Origin of the sequence: Anaerobacillus alkaliphilus, assembly GCF_004116265.1 — a bacterium.
GTDB lineage: Bacteria > Bacillota > Bacilli > Bacillales > Anaerobacillaceae > Anaerobacillus > Anaerobacillus alkaliphilus.
Genome location: NZ_QOUX01000046.1, coordinates 994,284 through 1,008,611, shown reverse-complemented (window position 1 = coordinate 1,008,611; position 14,328 = coordinate 994,284). Strand labels below are relative to the sequence as shown.

16 protein-coding genes are annotated in these 14,328 nt (G+C 36.4%); 10 read left to right on the top strand and 6 right to left on the bottom strand.

Features of this window, described 5'->3' with window-relative positions; all coding sequences use genetic code 11:
* Nucleotides 1-47 precede the first annotated feature (47 nt).
* The 3 genes from rodA (at nucleotide 48) to DS745_RS20105 (ending at nucleotide 2,713) form a co-directional block, all read left to right on the top strand.
* Nucleotides 48-1,226 carry a rod shape-determining protein RodA gene (gene rodA, locus DS745_RS20115; protein ID WP_129079996.1) on the top strand — a complete coding sequence of 393 codons (1,179 nt, stop codon included), beginning with the start codon at nucleotides 48-50 and terminating at the stop codon, nucleotides 1,224-1,226.
* 115 nt (nucleotides 1,227-1,341) lie between these two features.
* The gene (locus tag DS745_RS20110) at nucleotides 1,342-1,995 is read left to right on the top strand and encodes a hypothetical protein (RefSeq protein WP_129079995.1); all 654 of its coding nucleotides are present in this window, start codon (nucleotides 1,342-1,344) and stop codon (nucleotides 1,993-1,995) included.
* 1 nt (nucleotide 1,996) lies between these two features.
* On the top strand, nucleotides 1,997-2,713 hold the full coding sequence (locus tag DS745_RS20105; RefSeq protein WP_129079994.1) for a pseudouridine synthase: 717 nt from the start codon (nucleotides 1,997-1,999) through the stop codon (nucleotides 2,711-2,713).
* A 79-nt stretch (nucleotides 2,714-2,792) separates the two neighbouring features.
* On the opposite strand, the gene DS745_RS20100 is transcribed toward DS745_RS20105, so the two are convergent.
* On the bottom strand, nucleotides 2,793-3,011 hold the full coding sequence (locus tag DS745_RS20100; RefSeq protein ID WP_196121287.1) for a DeoR family transcriptional regulator: 219 nt from the start codon (nucleotides 3,009-3,011) through the stop codon (nucleotides 2,793-2,795).
* Nucleotides 3,012-3,218: 207 nt separating this feature from the next.
* The gene (locus DS745_RS25410) at nucleotides 3,219-3,341 is read right to left on the bottom strand and encodes a hypothetical protein (protein ID WP_277750939.1); all 123 of its coding nucleotides are present in this window, start codon (nucleotides 3,339-3,341) and stop codon (nucleotides 3,219-3,221) included.
* A 143-nt stretch (nucleotides 3,342-3,484) separates the two neighbouring features.
* On the opposite strand from DS745_RS25410, the gene pepV reads away from it, so the two are divergent.
* Nucleotides 3,485-4,879, top strand: coding sequence for a dipeptidase PepV (gene pepV / locus DS745_RS20095; protein WP_129079992.1), 1,395 nt, complete (start codon nucleotides 3,485-3,487; stop codon nucleotides 4,877-4,879).
* A gap of 125 nt (nucleotides 4,880-5,004) precedes the next feature.
* Nucleotides 5,005-6,300, top strand: a complete 1,296-nt coding sequence (locus DS745_RS20090; RefSeq protein ID WP_129079991.1) for an arsenic transporter — start codon at nucleotides 5,005-5,007, stop codon at nucleotides 6,298-6,300.
* A 37-nt stretch (nucleotides 6,301-6,337) separates the two neighbouring features.
* Here DS745_RS20090 and DS745_RS20085 read toward each other — a convergent pair whose 3' ends face one another.
* The 4 genes from DS745_RS20085 to cysK form a co-directional block, all read right to left on the bottom strand.
* On the bottom strand, nucleotides 6,338-7,537 hold the full coding sequence (locus DS745_RS20085) for a hypothetical protein (protein ID WP_129079990.1): 1,200 nt from the start codon (nucleotides 7,535-7,537) through the stop codon (nucleotides 6,338-6,340).
* Entirely contained in the window at nucleotides 7,518-8,723 is a 1,206-nt protein-coding gene (locus DS745_RS20080; protein ID WP_129079989.1) for a DUF58 domain-containing protein, read from the bottom strand. Before DS745_RS20080 ends, DS745_RS20085 begins: the two co-directional genes overlap by 20 nt.
* Nucleotides 8,723-9,673, bottom strand: coding sequence for an AAA family ATPase (locus tag DS745_RS20075; protein WP_129080112.1), 951 nt, complete (start codon nucleotides 9,671-9,673; stop codon nucleotides 8,723-8,725). The genes DS745_RS20080 and DS745_RS20075 overlap by 1 nt, the downstream gene beginning before the upstream one ends.
* A 133-nt stretch (nucleotides 9,674-9,806) precedes the next feature.
* Nucleotides 9,807-10,742 carry a cysteine synthase A gene (gene cysK, locus DS745_RS20070; protein ID WP_129079988.1) on the bottom strand — a complete coding sequence of 312 codons (936 nt, stop codon included), beginning with the start codon at nucleotides 10,740-10,742 and terminating at the stop codon, nucleotides 9,807-9,809.
* A 124-nt stretch (nucleotides 10,743-10,866) separates the two neighbouring features.
* On the opposite strand from cysK, the gene DS745_RS20065 reads away from it, so the two are divergent.
* The 5 genes from DS745_RS20065 to DS745_RS20045 all read left to right on the top strand — a co-directional run bounded on the left by DS745_RS20065 (nucleotide 10,867) and on the right by DS745_RS20045 (nucleotide 14,309).
* Nucleotides 10,867-11,508, top strand: a complete 642-nt coding sequence (locus DS745_RS20065) for an HAD family hydrolase (protein ID WP_129079987.1) — start codon at nucleotides 10,867-10,869, stop codon at nucleotides 11,506-11,508.
* A gap of 59 nt (nucleotides 11,509-11,567) precedes the next feature.
* Nucleotides 11,568-12,131 carry an RNA 2',3'-cyclic phosphodiesterase gene (gene thpR / locus DS745_RS20060; RefSeq protein WP_129079986.1) on the top strand — a complete coding sequence of 188 codons (564 nt, stop codon included), beginning with the start codon at nucleotides 11,568-11,570 and terminating at the stop codon, nucleotides 12,129-12,131.
* Between the two features lie 32 nt (nucleotides 12,132-12,163).
* Nucleotides 12,164-12,529: a CidA/LrgA family holin-like protein gene (locus DS745_RS20055; RefSeq protein WP_129079985.1), complete on the top strand. Its 366-nt coding sequence runs from the start codon at nucleotides 12,164-12,166 to the stop codon at nucleotides 12,527-12,529.
* The gene (locus DS745_RS20050; protein WP_129079984.1) at nucleotides 12,526-13,215 is read left to right on the top strand and encodes an LrgB family protein; all 690 of its coding nucleotides are present in this window, start codon (nucleotides 12,526-12,528) and stop codon (nucleotides 13,213-13,215) included. Before DS745_RS20055 ends, DS745_RS20050 begins: the two co-directional genes overlap by 4 nt.
* 140 nt (nucleotides 13,216-13,355) lie before the next feature.
* On the top strand, nucleotides 13,356-14,309 hold the full coding sequence (locus DS745_RS20045; protein WP_129079983.1) for a nuclease-related domain-containing protein: 954 nt from the start codon (nucleotides 13,356-13,358) through the stop codon (nucleotides 14,307-14,309).
* The last annotated feature ends 19 nt before the right edge of the window (nucleotides 14,310-14,328 follow it).

The window sequence follows — 14,328 nt, the reverse complement described above, 5'->3', positions numbered from 1 at the left end:
ACAGTCCACAATAGTGGTTTTGATAAATACAGGAGGAAGCGAGTGCCATGAACGAACGTAAAACATATTTTCAACAGTTAGATTATACGTTATTGTTTTTAATCTTTTTACTTATGTGTATCTCCTTACTTGCTATATATAGTGCAGCAATGGCGGGGCAATATAATATTGAACCTGCAGCTTTTGTGAAACGACAGGTAGTATGGTTTATTATCGGGTCTATGTTAATGATCGGAGCAATGTTAATAGACTATGACATGTTTAAAAATTTTACAATTCCTCTATATGTCATAGGGTTAGTCTTACTAATAGCTGTACACTTTTATGGGATTGAAAGAAATGGTTCCCAACGTTGGATAAGCATTGGGGGAAATTTATTTCAACCATCCGAGTTTGTAAAAATCTTTTTAGTCCTTGCTCTAGCACACTTACTTTTCCTAATAACTAAAGATTATCGCGAGCGCTCGTTAAAAGAAGACTGTATTGTCGTGTTAAAGGTAATGGCAGTAGGATTTCCACCCTTCTTTTTAATCTTAGTACAGCCGGACTTAGGAACTGCCTTAGTTATTGCAAGTATTATGGCAACGATGTTATTAATGGCAGGAATATCGTGGAAGATATTTGCCTTTCTAGGTGCTTTAGTAGTCTCTTTTCTATCTACCTTGATTTGGCTTCATAATAACTTCTTTGAATTGTTTACAAGCATTATAAAGCCACATCAATTGAGACGTATATATGGTTGGTTAGATCCAGAGAGTGATCCAGGAGATATGGGTTACCAACTACTTAATGCCATGCAAGGGATTGGTTCAGGCCAGTTGTATGGCAAAGGATTTACTGAAGGAGTTTTATCGAAAAGTGGGGCTGTACCAGAAATTCATACTGATTTTATTTTTACTGTGATTGGGGAAGAATTTGGCTTCCTCGGTGCGACAATCTTAATTGTTATCTATTTCTTACTTTTTTATCGAATGATTATTATCGCCTTTAGTTGCAATAATATTTTTGGTAGTTACTTAGTAGCTGGTATTATTGGACTTCTCGTTTTTCAGATTTTCCAAAATATCGGTATGACTATTGGGTTAATGCCAATAACCGGTTTAGCACTTCCTTTCGTTAGCTACGGTGGTAGTGCATTATTAACAAATATGATCGCAATTGGTATTGTCCTGAATGTTAACATTAGAACAAGACACTACATGTTTGGATCAGAAGAACTAGCATAACAAAGAAAGGTTGTTAATCAAATGATTACAACCTTTCTCTTCGTCTATATATAGGAGAATTTACCACCGTTGTGAGAATAAAGTCTACAGATGTTAAAAAAGAGAGGTGTAAAAAATGTACTTAGTCGTTGGATTTGGAAAACTGGCTCAAAGTGTTTTACAATTGAATTCATATCATCAAGAGATATTTATTTACTCAAAAACAAGAGAAAAGGTAGAGACTTATCGAGATCCGCGTATTACATATCTTACAAAAGAAGAGTTCGGGAGAGTTAGGTATGTTTTGTTAATGCTTCCTGCCTCAGAAGTGAACGAATTTATGCAAATGCATGAAAAGTATTTTGGTGACGGAACCTTGTTTTATAGTTTTGCAACAGCGTTGAAAATTCAAGCGATAAAAACGAGACATGAAGTCATCTCTTGTAAACTAGCCGGTCACGCAAAACAAATGGTCGAAGATCAGCACGGATTATTTGTAGTTTCAAAAAACGTGAATGTTGTTCCTCTAAAGACCTTTCTTGGCGAAAGCTTTACCATTATCGAAGGGAATGAAGAAGAAGTCTTGCTTGCAAATTCGTTAGGAACAAGAGCAGCAATCGAAATGATTATTGAATTAGAGGAAAAGCTAAAGAAAGCAGGTATTCAAAAAGCTGTTATTGATCAAACGCTTTTCCAAGTCACTCGTGGAAATATTAAAACTTTTATTAACGGTGAATTAGGCGACTTTGCAAGAAAAATTGTGGATGAAATTAAAAGGGGAGGACAATGAGTTGAGGTTAGATAAATTCTTAGCAAATATGGGGTTTGGAAGTAGAAAAGAAGTAAAAAAGCTATTGAAGACAGGAGCAGTTCAGATTAATGATACTGTTATAAAAGATGCTAAATTTCATATCGAAGTAGATCAGGATCTTGTTACAGTCCACGGAGAAGAAATTGAGTACAAGGAGTTCATTTATTTAATGATGAATAAACCTCAAGGGGTCATTTCAGCGACTGAAGACTCAAAGGATGAGACAGTCGTTGATTTACTAGAACTAGAAGATGCTCATTTCGAACCGTTTCCGGTAGGTAGATTAGATAAAGATACAGAAGGATTTGTTTTGCTAACAAATAATGGGAAATTAGCTCATGAGTTACTATCACCCAAAAAACATGTACCTAAAACATATTTTGCTCGTATTGATGGTAATGTTACAGCTGAAGATGTAACAAAGTTTAAAGAAGGTGTGACTCTTGATGATGGTTACTTAACTAAGCCAGGTGATTTGGTTATTCTAAACTCAGGACCAACCTCGGAAATAGAACTTACAATAACAGAGGGGAAATTTCATCAAGTAAAGCGAATGTTTATTGCAGTTGGTAAAAAAGTTACATATTTAAAACGCCTTTCTATCGGTCCGCTAAAACTAGATCCATCATTAGAGCTTGGTGAATACAGAGAGTTAACGGAAGAAGAAGTAGACAAACTAGTAAATAGAGAATTGTAGTGACAAAAAGAAAGTCCCCAGCTTTCTAGTTGGGGAAGTTTTCTTGCTATATTATTTTTCTATAGACATTTAATCGTAATTAAGAAACTCTCGTTTTTTTGCTTGTTGTGGTCCATTTGCCACGGCTAGGACTTTTGACTAACTTATTGTACTCTAGTACATTTAAGTCTCTTTGTACCGTCCTAGGGGTAATTCCAAATTCTTCAACTAATTCATTCGTCGAAACAGTTCCCCTTTTTTTAATGTAAAGGTAGACGGACTTAATTCGGTTTAGCATCCGATCAGTTGAAGTTTCCAAAATACCACTCCTTATCATTTTTCATTTCTTCAATCATAAAGAAATACCTTGTATTTCTAATACAACTGCAGGCAGCTGTAAAAATGAAGGTTACTTCATTTTTATGGTGAATACATGAGCTTTATACGCTTTTTGTGTTTCAAATGGATTAGCCTCTTTAGATTAAGCTGGTTACCTAAGAGTGGATGAGGGGCCGATGCCACTGCGTCAATTTTCAAGCGTGGTAACTGCTTGAACTGCTTGAGTATTCATGGAGCACTTAAGTAAGCTGAGGGTTAACATTTGTTGTAATTGTAAAGTAGAAGAAACCATCATTTTACTAAGGTTCACATCAAACCCTCCTTTATCGCAATTGTACAACAATTACAATAATTTAGCAAAGGAATGCGATAAATTGGGTGTTAATATTATGTTAAAATATTACATTATTATTAAATTATAAAAATTTAAGAATAGGTTTGGAGGTAGGAAAGATGAATATTAGCTGGAAAAATGAAGTTGAGAAAAGAAAAGACGCATTACTCAAGGATACTTGTAACCTAATCATGATAAAAAGTGTGTTGGACGATCAGGCAAATTCAGTTGCTGCTCCTTTCGGAGAGGGGATAAATCAAGCATTAGAGTTTATGCTTGATCTTGGCAATAATTCAGGATTTGAGACAAAAAACATAGAGGGTTATGCAGGGCATATTCAATGTGGTTCAGGCGAAGAATTAATTGGCGTATTAGGTCATATTGATGTTGTTCCAGAAGGAGATGGTTGGTCTACTGATCCTTATGGAGCTGAAATCCTTGAAGGGAAGATTTATGGCCGTGGAGCGATTGATGATAAGGGCCCGACAATGGCTGCCTTTTATGGTATGAAAATAATCAAAGAATTAGGTTTACCTCTATCTAAACGGGTTCGCTTAATTATAGGAGCAGATGAAGAAAGTCAATGGCGGTGTGTAGATCGCTATTTTCAAGTAGAAGAAATGCCAACTATGGGGTTTGCTCCAGATGCAGACTTTCCCATAATCAATGCTGAAAAGGGAATTTGTGATATGGAGCTAGTGTTCCAAAACATAGGAAATGATATAAGTCCATTAAAAGCATTTCAGGCTGGTAGAAGGTTTAATATGGTACCGGATTTGGCAACAGCAACCGTGAAGGTAGATCAACCAGAAGAAGTTATCAAAAATTACAAGCAATATTTAGATGAAACTAAATTGCATGGAGAAGCAACGTACAATGGTGATGACGTTAGCTTTACTCTCGAAGGTCTGTCGGCACATGGGATGGAGCCAGACAAAGGAAAAAATGCAGGCATCTTCCTAGCAAACTTTTTAACTACATTAAATTTAAAAGGTAATGCAGGTGAATTCCTAGCGTTTATTACAAAATATTTTTATAAAGACTCTCGTGGACGTACATTAGGACTCAATTACGAAGATAAGCAAACTGGTCCACTGACAATCAATGTTGGGAAAATCAACTTTAGTAGTGATAGTGCAAGGGTAGGATTAAATCTACGTTATCCGGTTACATATGATTTTGATAAAGGTCTTAACCATCTTGAAGAGATGATTAGGGAAAAAGGTATTGTCGTTGATTTAAAGACACATGCTAGACCACATTATGTAAATGCTGAACACCCATTAATTCAGACCCTTCAAGAAGTGTATACACGACAAACAGGTGAGACTGCAACCCTCTTATCGACAGGTGGCGGAACCTATGCAAGAAGCCTAAATGCAGGAGTTGCTTTTGGCGCACTCTTTCCAGGAAGACCAGAACTCGCTCACCAAAAAGATGAATATATTGACATTGAAGACCTATTAAAAGCTACGGCACTCTATGCTGAAGCTATTTATGAATTAGCGAAATAAATATACATCGGAGGCAAGCCAGGTAATAGTATGAATGGTTTGCCTCTTCATTAATTATCTTTAACTAACATAAAGAATAACGACTATTTTTTATATTATTCTCTGGAAAGAAAGGGTCATGTTCTTTGATAGCAACATTACTAGCAATACTCATCTTCATTCTTACGCTCCTTTTTGTGATTTGGCAGCCGAGAGGTTTATCTATTGGCTGGTCGGCTTGTGGTGGAGCTGTCTTGGCATTAATCTTTGGCGTAGTTAATGTAGGAGACGTTATAGATGTCACAGCAATTGTTTGGAATGCCACGTTAACCTTCATAGCAATTATTATCTTTTCCCTTATTTTAGATGAGATTGGTTTTTTCGAGTGGGCGGCTCTACATATGGCAAGATTCGCTAAAGGGAATGGAGTAAGAATGTTTATCTATGTTTCCATTCTTGGAGCAATTGTAGCTGCTTTTTTTGCAAATGATGGAGCAGCACTAATTCTGACGCCAATTGTACTTGCAATGGTTCGTAATCTTAGGTTTGAAGAGAAAATGGTATTTCCGTTCATCATTGCTAGTGGCTTTATCGCTGATACGACATCATTACCTTTTGTTGTTAGTAATTTAGTTAATATCGTATCAGCGGATTTCTTTGGCATAGGTTTTGTGGAGTACGCAACGAGAATGGTTGTCCCAAATCTTTTTTCGCTTACAGCTAGTATTGTAGTTTTATATTTATACTTTAAGAAAAGCATTCCTACAAAGTATGATTTAGCTAATGTTAAGGAACCTAAAGAAGCTATTAAGGATGAGAAGTTATTTCGGTTTTCCTGGTACGCATTAGCTGTACTTCTAATCGGATATTTTATTAGTGAGCCATTACATATCCCGGTATCCCTTATCGCTGGTATAGTTGCAGCTATGTTTTTATTGATGTCTCGAAAAAGCCCTGCTGTTCAAACAAAATTAGTTTTAAAGGGAGCCCCTTGGTCCATTGTCTTTTTTTCGATTGGTTTGTATGTAGTCATCTACGGATTACGTAACGTAGGACTTACATCTGTTTTAGCTGATGTTATTCAAGTAGCAGCAAATCAAGGTCTATTTGTAGCTACCATTTCAATGGGGTTTATTGCGGCCATTCTTTCATCTGTTATGAACAACTTGCCAACTGTAATGATTAATGCCTTGGCTATTGCAGAGACACAAACAAGTTTAGAGATAAGAGAGGCACTTATTTATGCCAATGTTATTGGCTCAGACCTTGGGCCAAAAATAACCCCAATTGGCTCTTTAGCTACTTTGCTTTGGTTACATGTACTAAGAATTAAAGGGATTAAGATTTCATGGGGAACATATTTTAAAGTAGGGGTCGTATTAACGGTTCCAACCCTACTTTTTACTCTCATTGGTCTTTACCTAGTACTACTATGGGCATAAAGAAAATCCACCAAGGTCATTTGCCTTGGTGGATTTTTTAGATTGGTTTAGAATTTCCTTTTTTTAATTCTTTTTTTAGCTCTTTGAACACACGACGATAGTGCTCTTTTTCAGTTTTAGATACTTCTTTATCTCCATACCTAACGCTTTCATAGGTGGTCACGATGACATCTTTATGATCGTCGTTAAAGCTCATTCTCTTAAACCAGTCCTCAACAGTTTCATTATGTCTTCGTCCTTCGCCTTGTTTAGCCATGAACTTTTCGAAGTCATAAAACAATCTGCGAATTTCATTTTTAGGACGGCTACTACTGAACCAACTAGTTTTTGGTTCTCTTTTCCTAATAGGCGATGCTTCCTCTTTGTCACTAAACTGCACGTATTCGCGAAGCGTAAATACTCCTGCCTTCTTAAAGATAAGATAAAGAATGACAATGAATATGATAATTCCAATAATCCAAGGCAGAATGTCTAGATTTGTAGCAGTGACTTCTTCAAGAATTATTTCCTCACCTTCATTATTATAGAAGCCTGCTTCTTCTGCCGGGCCTCTTCTTCTTAACGGAATATTCAATAAAGAGGCTAGGTAAACGAATGGGACACCTAATAGCCATACGACATATAATACTTGCCTAAAAATAAACGTGACGACTAGTCGAATGAGATCATAAGAGACTACTGCAAGAACAGTAAAACTACCAAGTGCAGCGAGACCCCCTAACTGCCATTTCATTTGATTCCATTTATCAGTTGCTGATTTAGAAGATAGAAAAGATAACTTAAGTACTTTTAAACTAAGGATTAGAAAGAACTGAACGAAAGTGATAACTAAAAATACTTGATTTACCTCCATATAGAAAAAATAAAGGTAAAAAACTACACCTACCAAAAAAGTCACAATTAGCAAGCCCATTTCATTAGGATCATTATCTTTGACATGATAGAGAACTCTCCAAAAAACAATGGTAGCTAATAATAGCCCTAAGAAAAATGAAAATCCAAGCGACATTCCGACAAGTGCAAGGATAGGAATTAGTAACAGTCCAACTTTTTCAGATTTATATTTTTCTATAAAAGGTTGGTAGAAAATAATCCCACAAGCAACTAAAACAGTAAAACTAAAGATAGGTAGCGGTGTTCCTTCTGCCGTATAGAACGGTATTAATAACATAAATAAGAAAAGCATTTCTAATGAGAGATGGAAAAAACGTGTCACCCTAATTTGCCATGGTTTCATTTTTACTCCCCCCTAGTAAAACTACTTTCCCTACATCCTCAGAAGACTCAACTCGATAAATAGAAGCGCCTGATCTCTTCCAATCCCGATAAACCACATCTTCCTCCTCACCAGTCGGTCCAAAGTGTAAGATGAAAGGGGTTAATGTTGTTCGCATTTTAATTAGCTTTAGCATCGCGAAGGCCGGGGTTGTTACCGTATACTTACTTACTCTTGCTAGAAGCTCTAATGCTTTTAGCAAATGGTCTTTCCCAAGACCTTTTGGTAAGTGGATAAACATCGATTTAGGAATCCTAGTATTAATATAAATCTCAAATGATATATTGTGTTTTGTAGCGAATTGACAGACAAATGCCACATGACTTAAGATGTCTTCAAGATTTTTCACTGTTAATTGTGATCGATCTTTATTGTAGAGATTGATGACGATTGTCCAATTTAAGATCGTTGTTTTTTCGTAAAGTTTTGTTTGTAGAGTCGTTGTCCTTGCTGAAGCTTTCCAATGAACTCGGTTAAAGGGATCACCTGAAACGTATTCCCGAGTCCCCATCGTCATCATCATGTCTTCATGGAGTGACCTTTGCCTTGGAATGTCACCTTGACGTTGTTGAACGACCTGGTCAATTCCTGACACGGTTTTAGGTGTAGGGTAGACAATGATTTCACGACGGAAATAGTCTCGATAGTAGAGTTCTAATTTACTGAGTTTTAATAAATCGTATACAGTAACATCAATCGTACGAATCGTAGCAACGCCACGTTTTAGTGCTGTTACTTCAATATTCTTTTTCTTTTGTGTTAATGGCGAGATAGATAATGGAAATGAGTACGTTTCTTGAGGTGTTTCACTATTCCCGACTTGAACAGCATGATCATAATCATAGAAGATAAACGATACTTCACTGTTGAAAATTGGTATCTTACCTGAGTTTTCTAGTGGAATGGTAATGTTTCGTTTGTCTTCAGGGAACATTCGGATAACCTCAGTTTCGTCAAACACCTTGGTTTTTTCTGCAACATATTTTAAATAGTAATGATTCACTAAGATAAAGATTGTAAATAAAAATGCTAAACCAAAAATGAGCGGTGATCTCATCACTAAGGCTATGAAAAGAAGAATAGGAACTGACCAAAATAAGGTCCCATAAATTGCTTTAGGAATACTGTGTTCTTGGTTCCAACTCATTAAGATACAGCTCCTGCTTCCACTGGTACTTCCACTTTACCCAAAATTTCCAATAGTACTTCTTCCTTTGTTTTTCTCATAGAACCTTCAATAGAGAGAACTAGGCGGTGTGAGAGCACATAAGGTGCCATTACTTTTACATCTTCAGGAATAACAAAGCTTCTTCCAAGGATATACGCTCTTGCTTGTACAGCTCTCATTAAAGCAAGTGTTCCACGAGGACTCACCCCTACTTCTACAAACTCTGATTGCCTTGTTGCAGCAATAATTTTTAACATATATGTTTCAACATCATCTGAAAGAGTCACTTTTTTAAGTTCATTTTGCATTTCCTCAATTTCATTTAGTGAGAGAACTACTTTTAGGCTTTCAATTGGCTCACTTTCACGATACATAGAAAGCATTTGCTTTTCTTCTTTTAATGTCGGATAGCCGACTTTTATTTGCATTAAAAAACGATCCATTTGAGCTTCTGGTAATGTAAAGGTTCCTTGTTGCGAATCAATCGGGTTTTGTGTCGCAATAACAATAAATGGTTTTGGTAGTGGTAATGTTTCACCATCAATCGTAACCTGACGCTCTTCCATTACTTCAAGTAGACTAGATTGTGTTCTAGGTGTAGCACGGTTTATTTCATCTGCTAATAGAATATTCGTCATCACTGGACCTGGACGGAGTTCAAATCCTTGTTCTTTTGGGTTAAAGAATTGAATACCAGTAACGTCACTTGGTAATACGTCTGGCGTAAATTGTACGCGGCGGAATTTTGCATCTAAGCACTTAGCAATTGATTTTGCTAGCATTGTTTTTCCAGTCCCTGGTACGTCCTCTAAAAGGATATGGCCTCTTGCAAGGATAGAGATCATCACTAATTCAGTCATGTCTTCTTTGCCTACTAGTACAGTGCCAATGGAAGATTTAATTTCTGTAATTTTTTCATTTCTATTCATCATTTTACCCCTTATCTAGTAACTTTGTTTTTCTCCTATACTATTATTTCACGATTTTCAGATAAAGTCGAATATTTTTAACATTAAAAATAACTATATAGAAAGCCCTACATTATGTAGGGCTTTCTTATAGTTATTTTTCAAAATCAAATAAATCTGTCGACAAATACCGTTCCCCAGTATCACATGCTATTACAACAACCACATCATTAGGAGATAAGCGTTTCGCAACTTCAAGAGCAGCAAAACAGGCAGCGCCAGAAGAAGGTCCAACAAGGATTCCTTCTTCACGAGCTAAACGTCGTGTTACATTATAGGCATCTTCATCTTCAATTTTTAGAATTTCTCCATACACATCCTGGTTTAAGATTGGAGGAATGAAACCTGGACTTGTCCCTACTAATTTGTGAGGACCAGGTTTTCCTCCAGACAAAACAGGCGAGCCGGCAGGTTCAACCACATGTACAGATACATCTGGGTAGAGTTCCCGTAATTTTTCTCCTGTTCCCGTAATCGTACCACCAGTACCAGATGCCGCAACAAATGCAGAAAGTGATCTTCCAATACTATCAAGAGCCTCTTTGATTTCAAGAGCAGTAGTTAAGCGATGAGCCTCTGGATTAGCATCATTTTCAAATTGCATTGGCATAAAGCTATTGGGGATTTCCTTTACTAGTTCATGAGCCTTTTGAATAGCACCAGGCATTTTTTCGTCCCCAGGTGTTAAAACGACATCTGCCCCGTATGCTTTCAAAATATTAATTCGTTCTTTCGACATTGTATCTGGCATTGTTAAAATGGCTTTATAGCCACGAGCTGCAGCGTTCATAGCAAGGCCGATACCAGTATTCCCGCTAGTCGGTTCAATAATTGTAGAGCCTTTTTTTAATAAGCCGTCTCTTTCTGCTTGTAGGATCATTTGATAGGCAGCCCGATCTTTTACACTTCCACTTGGGTTCATAAACTCTAATTTCAGATAGACATCTGCCCCTGTTTTACTTGGGAGATGGTTTAACTTTACTAATGGAGTTTCACCAATTAAATCTGCGATATTGTTTACTACGCGCACAGCCAAACACTTCCTTTCCTTCTCCTAAAGAGTTACACTTACTACTATTATATACATATAAGTTTATCATAATTATCGTGATAATTCCTATCATTTAAATTGGGATTATGTTAGGAGGAAAGTTATGAAATATAAAGGTGTTATGTTTGATATGGATAACACAATCTTACAATCAAACATTGATTTTAAAAGGATGAAAGAAGGCTGTAAAAAAATTCTAGTAGCAAACCAGGTTGATAAGTGGAAAAGTATTGATAGTCTTAGTACAACTTCACAGTTAATCGAGCTTGGAAAAAAGTATGAATTAGTCTTTGGTGATCAAAATAAGATTGTTGAACAGATGCTAGCGGTAGCTACTGTGTGTGAGACTGAAGGAATGCGAGGAGCTACTTTAGAAAAGAGTGCCCAACAAGTTCTTCAAGTTCTGTCATATACGAAAACATTAGTAATTGTTACTAATAACGCGACAAAAGCCGCAAGAGTAGCCTTAAATGATACAGGTGTCAATCGTTACTTTGATCAAATTTTCGGTAGGGAGCAATTCCCAGCTCTAAAACCCTCGTCAGAGGCAATTATTACGGTCCTTGAGCAGTATCCAGGAATTCCTGCTTCGGATTGGGTAATGGTCGGTGATTCTTGGATTGATGGGAAAGCAGCCGAAGGAGCTCGGGTAGACTTCATTGCGTACCAAATGACCGAAGATAAATTGATTGAACATAAAATTCAACCAGTAAAGGTAATCTCCAACTTAAGGGAATTAGTTTAAGTTACTGTATTAAAACAATCAATTCTGTGATATAACAATATAATAAGGAGTGTGGAAGTATGACAAACCAACCTCATTTTTTTATTGCTGTTCCAATAAATGAGAAGATGAAAGAAAAATTGGGTTCCTGGCTTCAGCAATCTCAGCCACCATTTCAAAAATTTGTTCATGAAAAAGATTTCCATATTACTTTGGCCTTTCTAGGTGGAGTAGCCCCTAAACTCTTAGAACAACTTAAGGGTGGGCTACAAACCGTTTCCGAGCAACATCCTCCGTTTTCGTTAACCATTCAAGATCTCGGTTTTTTTGGTCAAAAGGCAGGACCAAGAATTTTCTGGGCAGGTGTGAAGCATGAACAAAAGCTATTTGACTTACAAAAACATATCTACGAAACTTGTGTTAACGTCGGAATTGATCTTGAGAAAAGGGCGTATAGTCCACATATAACATTGGCTCGTAAATACATCGGTGACGTTCCTTACAATGATCAGGAGCTAAAACAATCATTCTTCACTACTTTTAAAGATGATGAAAGTTGGAGGGTATCTTCCTTTGTTATTTATCAAACTCATTTAAATCGAACTCCCAAATATGAAGTAGTTGCATCGTTCCAATTAGAATAATTTTATGAATGGGAATGGAGGTGTGGTAAAGCATGAAGCTCTTTCAAATCATGGTTCAAATAGCTGTTTTATACGGATTTTTCTTAACTGGGAAATGGATCCAAATGGTTCTCGGTTTAATGATTCCAGGTAGTATTATTGGAATGATCCTTTTTTTTATTATCTTGCTATTAGGCCTGTTTCCAACAAGATGGTTTGAGAATGGTTCAGAACTTATGCTTAGTCACATGCCGTTCATGTTTTTACCTGTGACCGTAGGTATAGTAAATTATTTTTCACTTTTTCAGGGGAAGGGTCTATTACTAGTCGTAGTCGTATTAGTTAGTACTATGATTGTTATAGCTAGTTCAGCTTATATCGGTCAATTGATGGTAGAAGGGAAGGAGCGACAGCAATGAACGAAATGGGAATAACGATCGTTGTGATTTTAGCTACGGTAGGTACTTATATTCTCTCCCGGAAATTTTACCAAAAATATCCTTCGCCAATTACAAATCCACTATTAATTGGTACGTTTTTGTTAATCCTATTATTAGTAGGGAGTGGTACCTCCTACGAAACGTACATGATAGGTGGGAAGTGGATAGAACATTTGTTAGGTCCCGCAGTAGTTGCTTTAGCCTTTCCGCTATATAAAAATAGAAAAATATTAACAAAATATCTTCTCCCTTTATGTTGTGGAGTAACGATAGGAGCATTTTTAGGGATTATCAGTGGTGCTGGACTATCGAAATTACTCGGAATTGAAGATTTACTGATTTACTCTCTAATTCCGAAATCCGTGACTACACCAGTAGCGATGGAAGTCGCAGCTACACTTGGAGGTATCCCAGCCTTAGCAGCTCTATTTGTAATGATTGCTGGAATTGGTGGAGCGATCTTTGGTCCAGTCTTGTTAAAGTTTTTAAAGGTTACTCATTTTTTAGGCATAGGTGTTGGTCTAGGCAGTGCAGCTCATGCAATTGGGACATCTAGAGCACATGAATTTGGAGAGTTGGAAGGAGCTATTAGTACAGTATCAATGACTCTAAGTGCAGTTATTGTTTCCTTCCTTGGTCCTATATTATTTTATGTCTTTTATTAACATATAGAATAATCGTAACATTACTATAGTTACTGACTTAATTTGTTGAATTGTGATAATATTTTATTACAGTCTTTTTTTAGTTATTTTAGATAAATACAAACCAAAACTGTAAACCTAGACTACATGGAGGATTATTTGTGGCTCACTTAATAAAATTAGAGGATTATGTATCCCGGTATCAATATGATATGTATCGGTACCCGAGTCAGTTCTCCCGCCTAAAAAGAGAACGTTGGGATCGACTAAAGATAGAATGGGAAAATTCAAAAATTAAAAATAAAATTACTACAGAACAACCTGTAATAGAAGAACAAAAAAGTACTATTATTAACGCCTTTAGTATGATAAAAAAATGGTATAAAGGAGAAGAGGAAGAACAGGACAACGAGCAAGATGAAGTGGATAGGTATCGATTTAGGTATACTACATTAGAAGAATTAAAGCCAATCTTTCTGAGGGAGCTTTATGACTTTCAACTAAATTGGGCAAGCTCTACGCTACGAGAAATTTCTACCCTGAAAAAACAATACTATTACGATGCAACATTAAAGTGGTTATTACAATCGTTTCCTGACAATTATTTTGTCTTATATTACCCTACGGTATCATACCCGAAGGCACCGGTTCAATTTGATATCTTATTAATTGGTCCAACCGATATTTGGTGTATTGTTAATCTAGATGGCTCTGAAAACACAATCTTCCATAAATTTTCAGACAGATATTGGCTGGAAGTAAAAGCTGGAGAGGAACGTAAAGTGGTTAACCCGTTCTTGTCACTAAACAGAATGAGTACGATTGTAAAAAGAATTTTAGCTGATACTGATTTGGATATGAATGTTAAAAAGGTAGTCTATACAAAAAATGGTTATATCGACGTGGAAACACCTAAAAATGTAGCAACTTTTCTTGATCAGCGGTCGATTTATGAATGGAATGAGAAAATGAAGAAGAATTCTTCGCCAATTAAATCCGTCCAACTTAAATTTTCACAATGCTTACTTGATGTGTGTCAAACTAACTCTAGATTGAGGAACAATTTGGAACAATCTGATGAAGATTTAAATGAAATTGATCCTGAAGATTATTAAAGCTATAATGAGAAAAGAA

Bases quoted from the DNA above. Each gene is read 5' to 3' on its own strand.
- rodA (WP_129079996.1), top strand. From the start codon at position 48: ATGAACGAACGTAAAACATATTTTCAACAGTTAGATTATACGTTATTG.
- DS745_RS20110 (WP_129079995.1), top strand. From the start codon at position 1,342: ATGTACTTAGTCGTTGGATTTGGAAAACTGGCTCAAAGTGTTTTACAA.
- pepV (WP_129079992.1), top strand. From the start codon at position 3,485: ATGAATATTAGCTGGAAAAATGAAGTTGAGAAAAGAAAAGACGCATTA.
- DS745_RS20085 (WP_129079990.1), bottom strand. From the start codon at position 7,537: ATGAAACCATGGCAAATTAGGGTGACACGTTTTTTCCATCTCTCATTA.
- DS745_RS20080 (WP_129079989.1), bottom strand. From the start codon at position 8,723: ATGAGTTGGAACCAAGAACACAGTATTCCTAAAGCAATTTATGGGACC.
- DS745_RS20075 (WP_129080112.1), bottom strand. From the start codon at position 9,673: ATGAATAGAAATGAAAAAATTACAGAAATTAAATCTTCCATTGGCACT.
- DS745_RS20065 (WP_129079987.1), top strand. From the start codon at position 10,867: ATGAAATATAAAGGTGTTATGTTTGATATGGATAACACAATCTTACAA.
- thpR (WP_129079986.1), top strand. From the start codon at position 11,568: ATGACAAACCAACCTCATTTTTTTATTGCTGTTCCAATAAATGAGAAG.
- DS745_RS20055 (WP_129079985.1), top strand. From the start codon at position 12,164: ATGAAGCTCTTTCAAATCATGGTTCAAATAGCTGTTTTATACGGATTT.
- DS745_RS20050 (WP_129079984.1), top strand. From the start codon at position 12,526: ATGAACGAAATGGGAATAACGATCGTTGTGATTTTAGCTACGGTAGGT.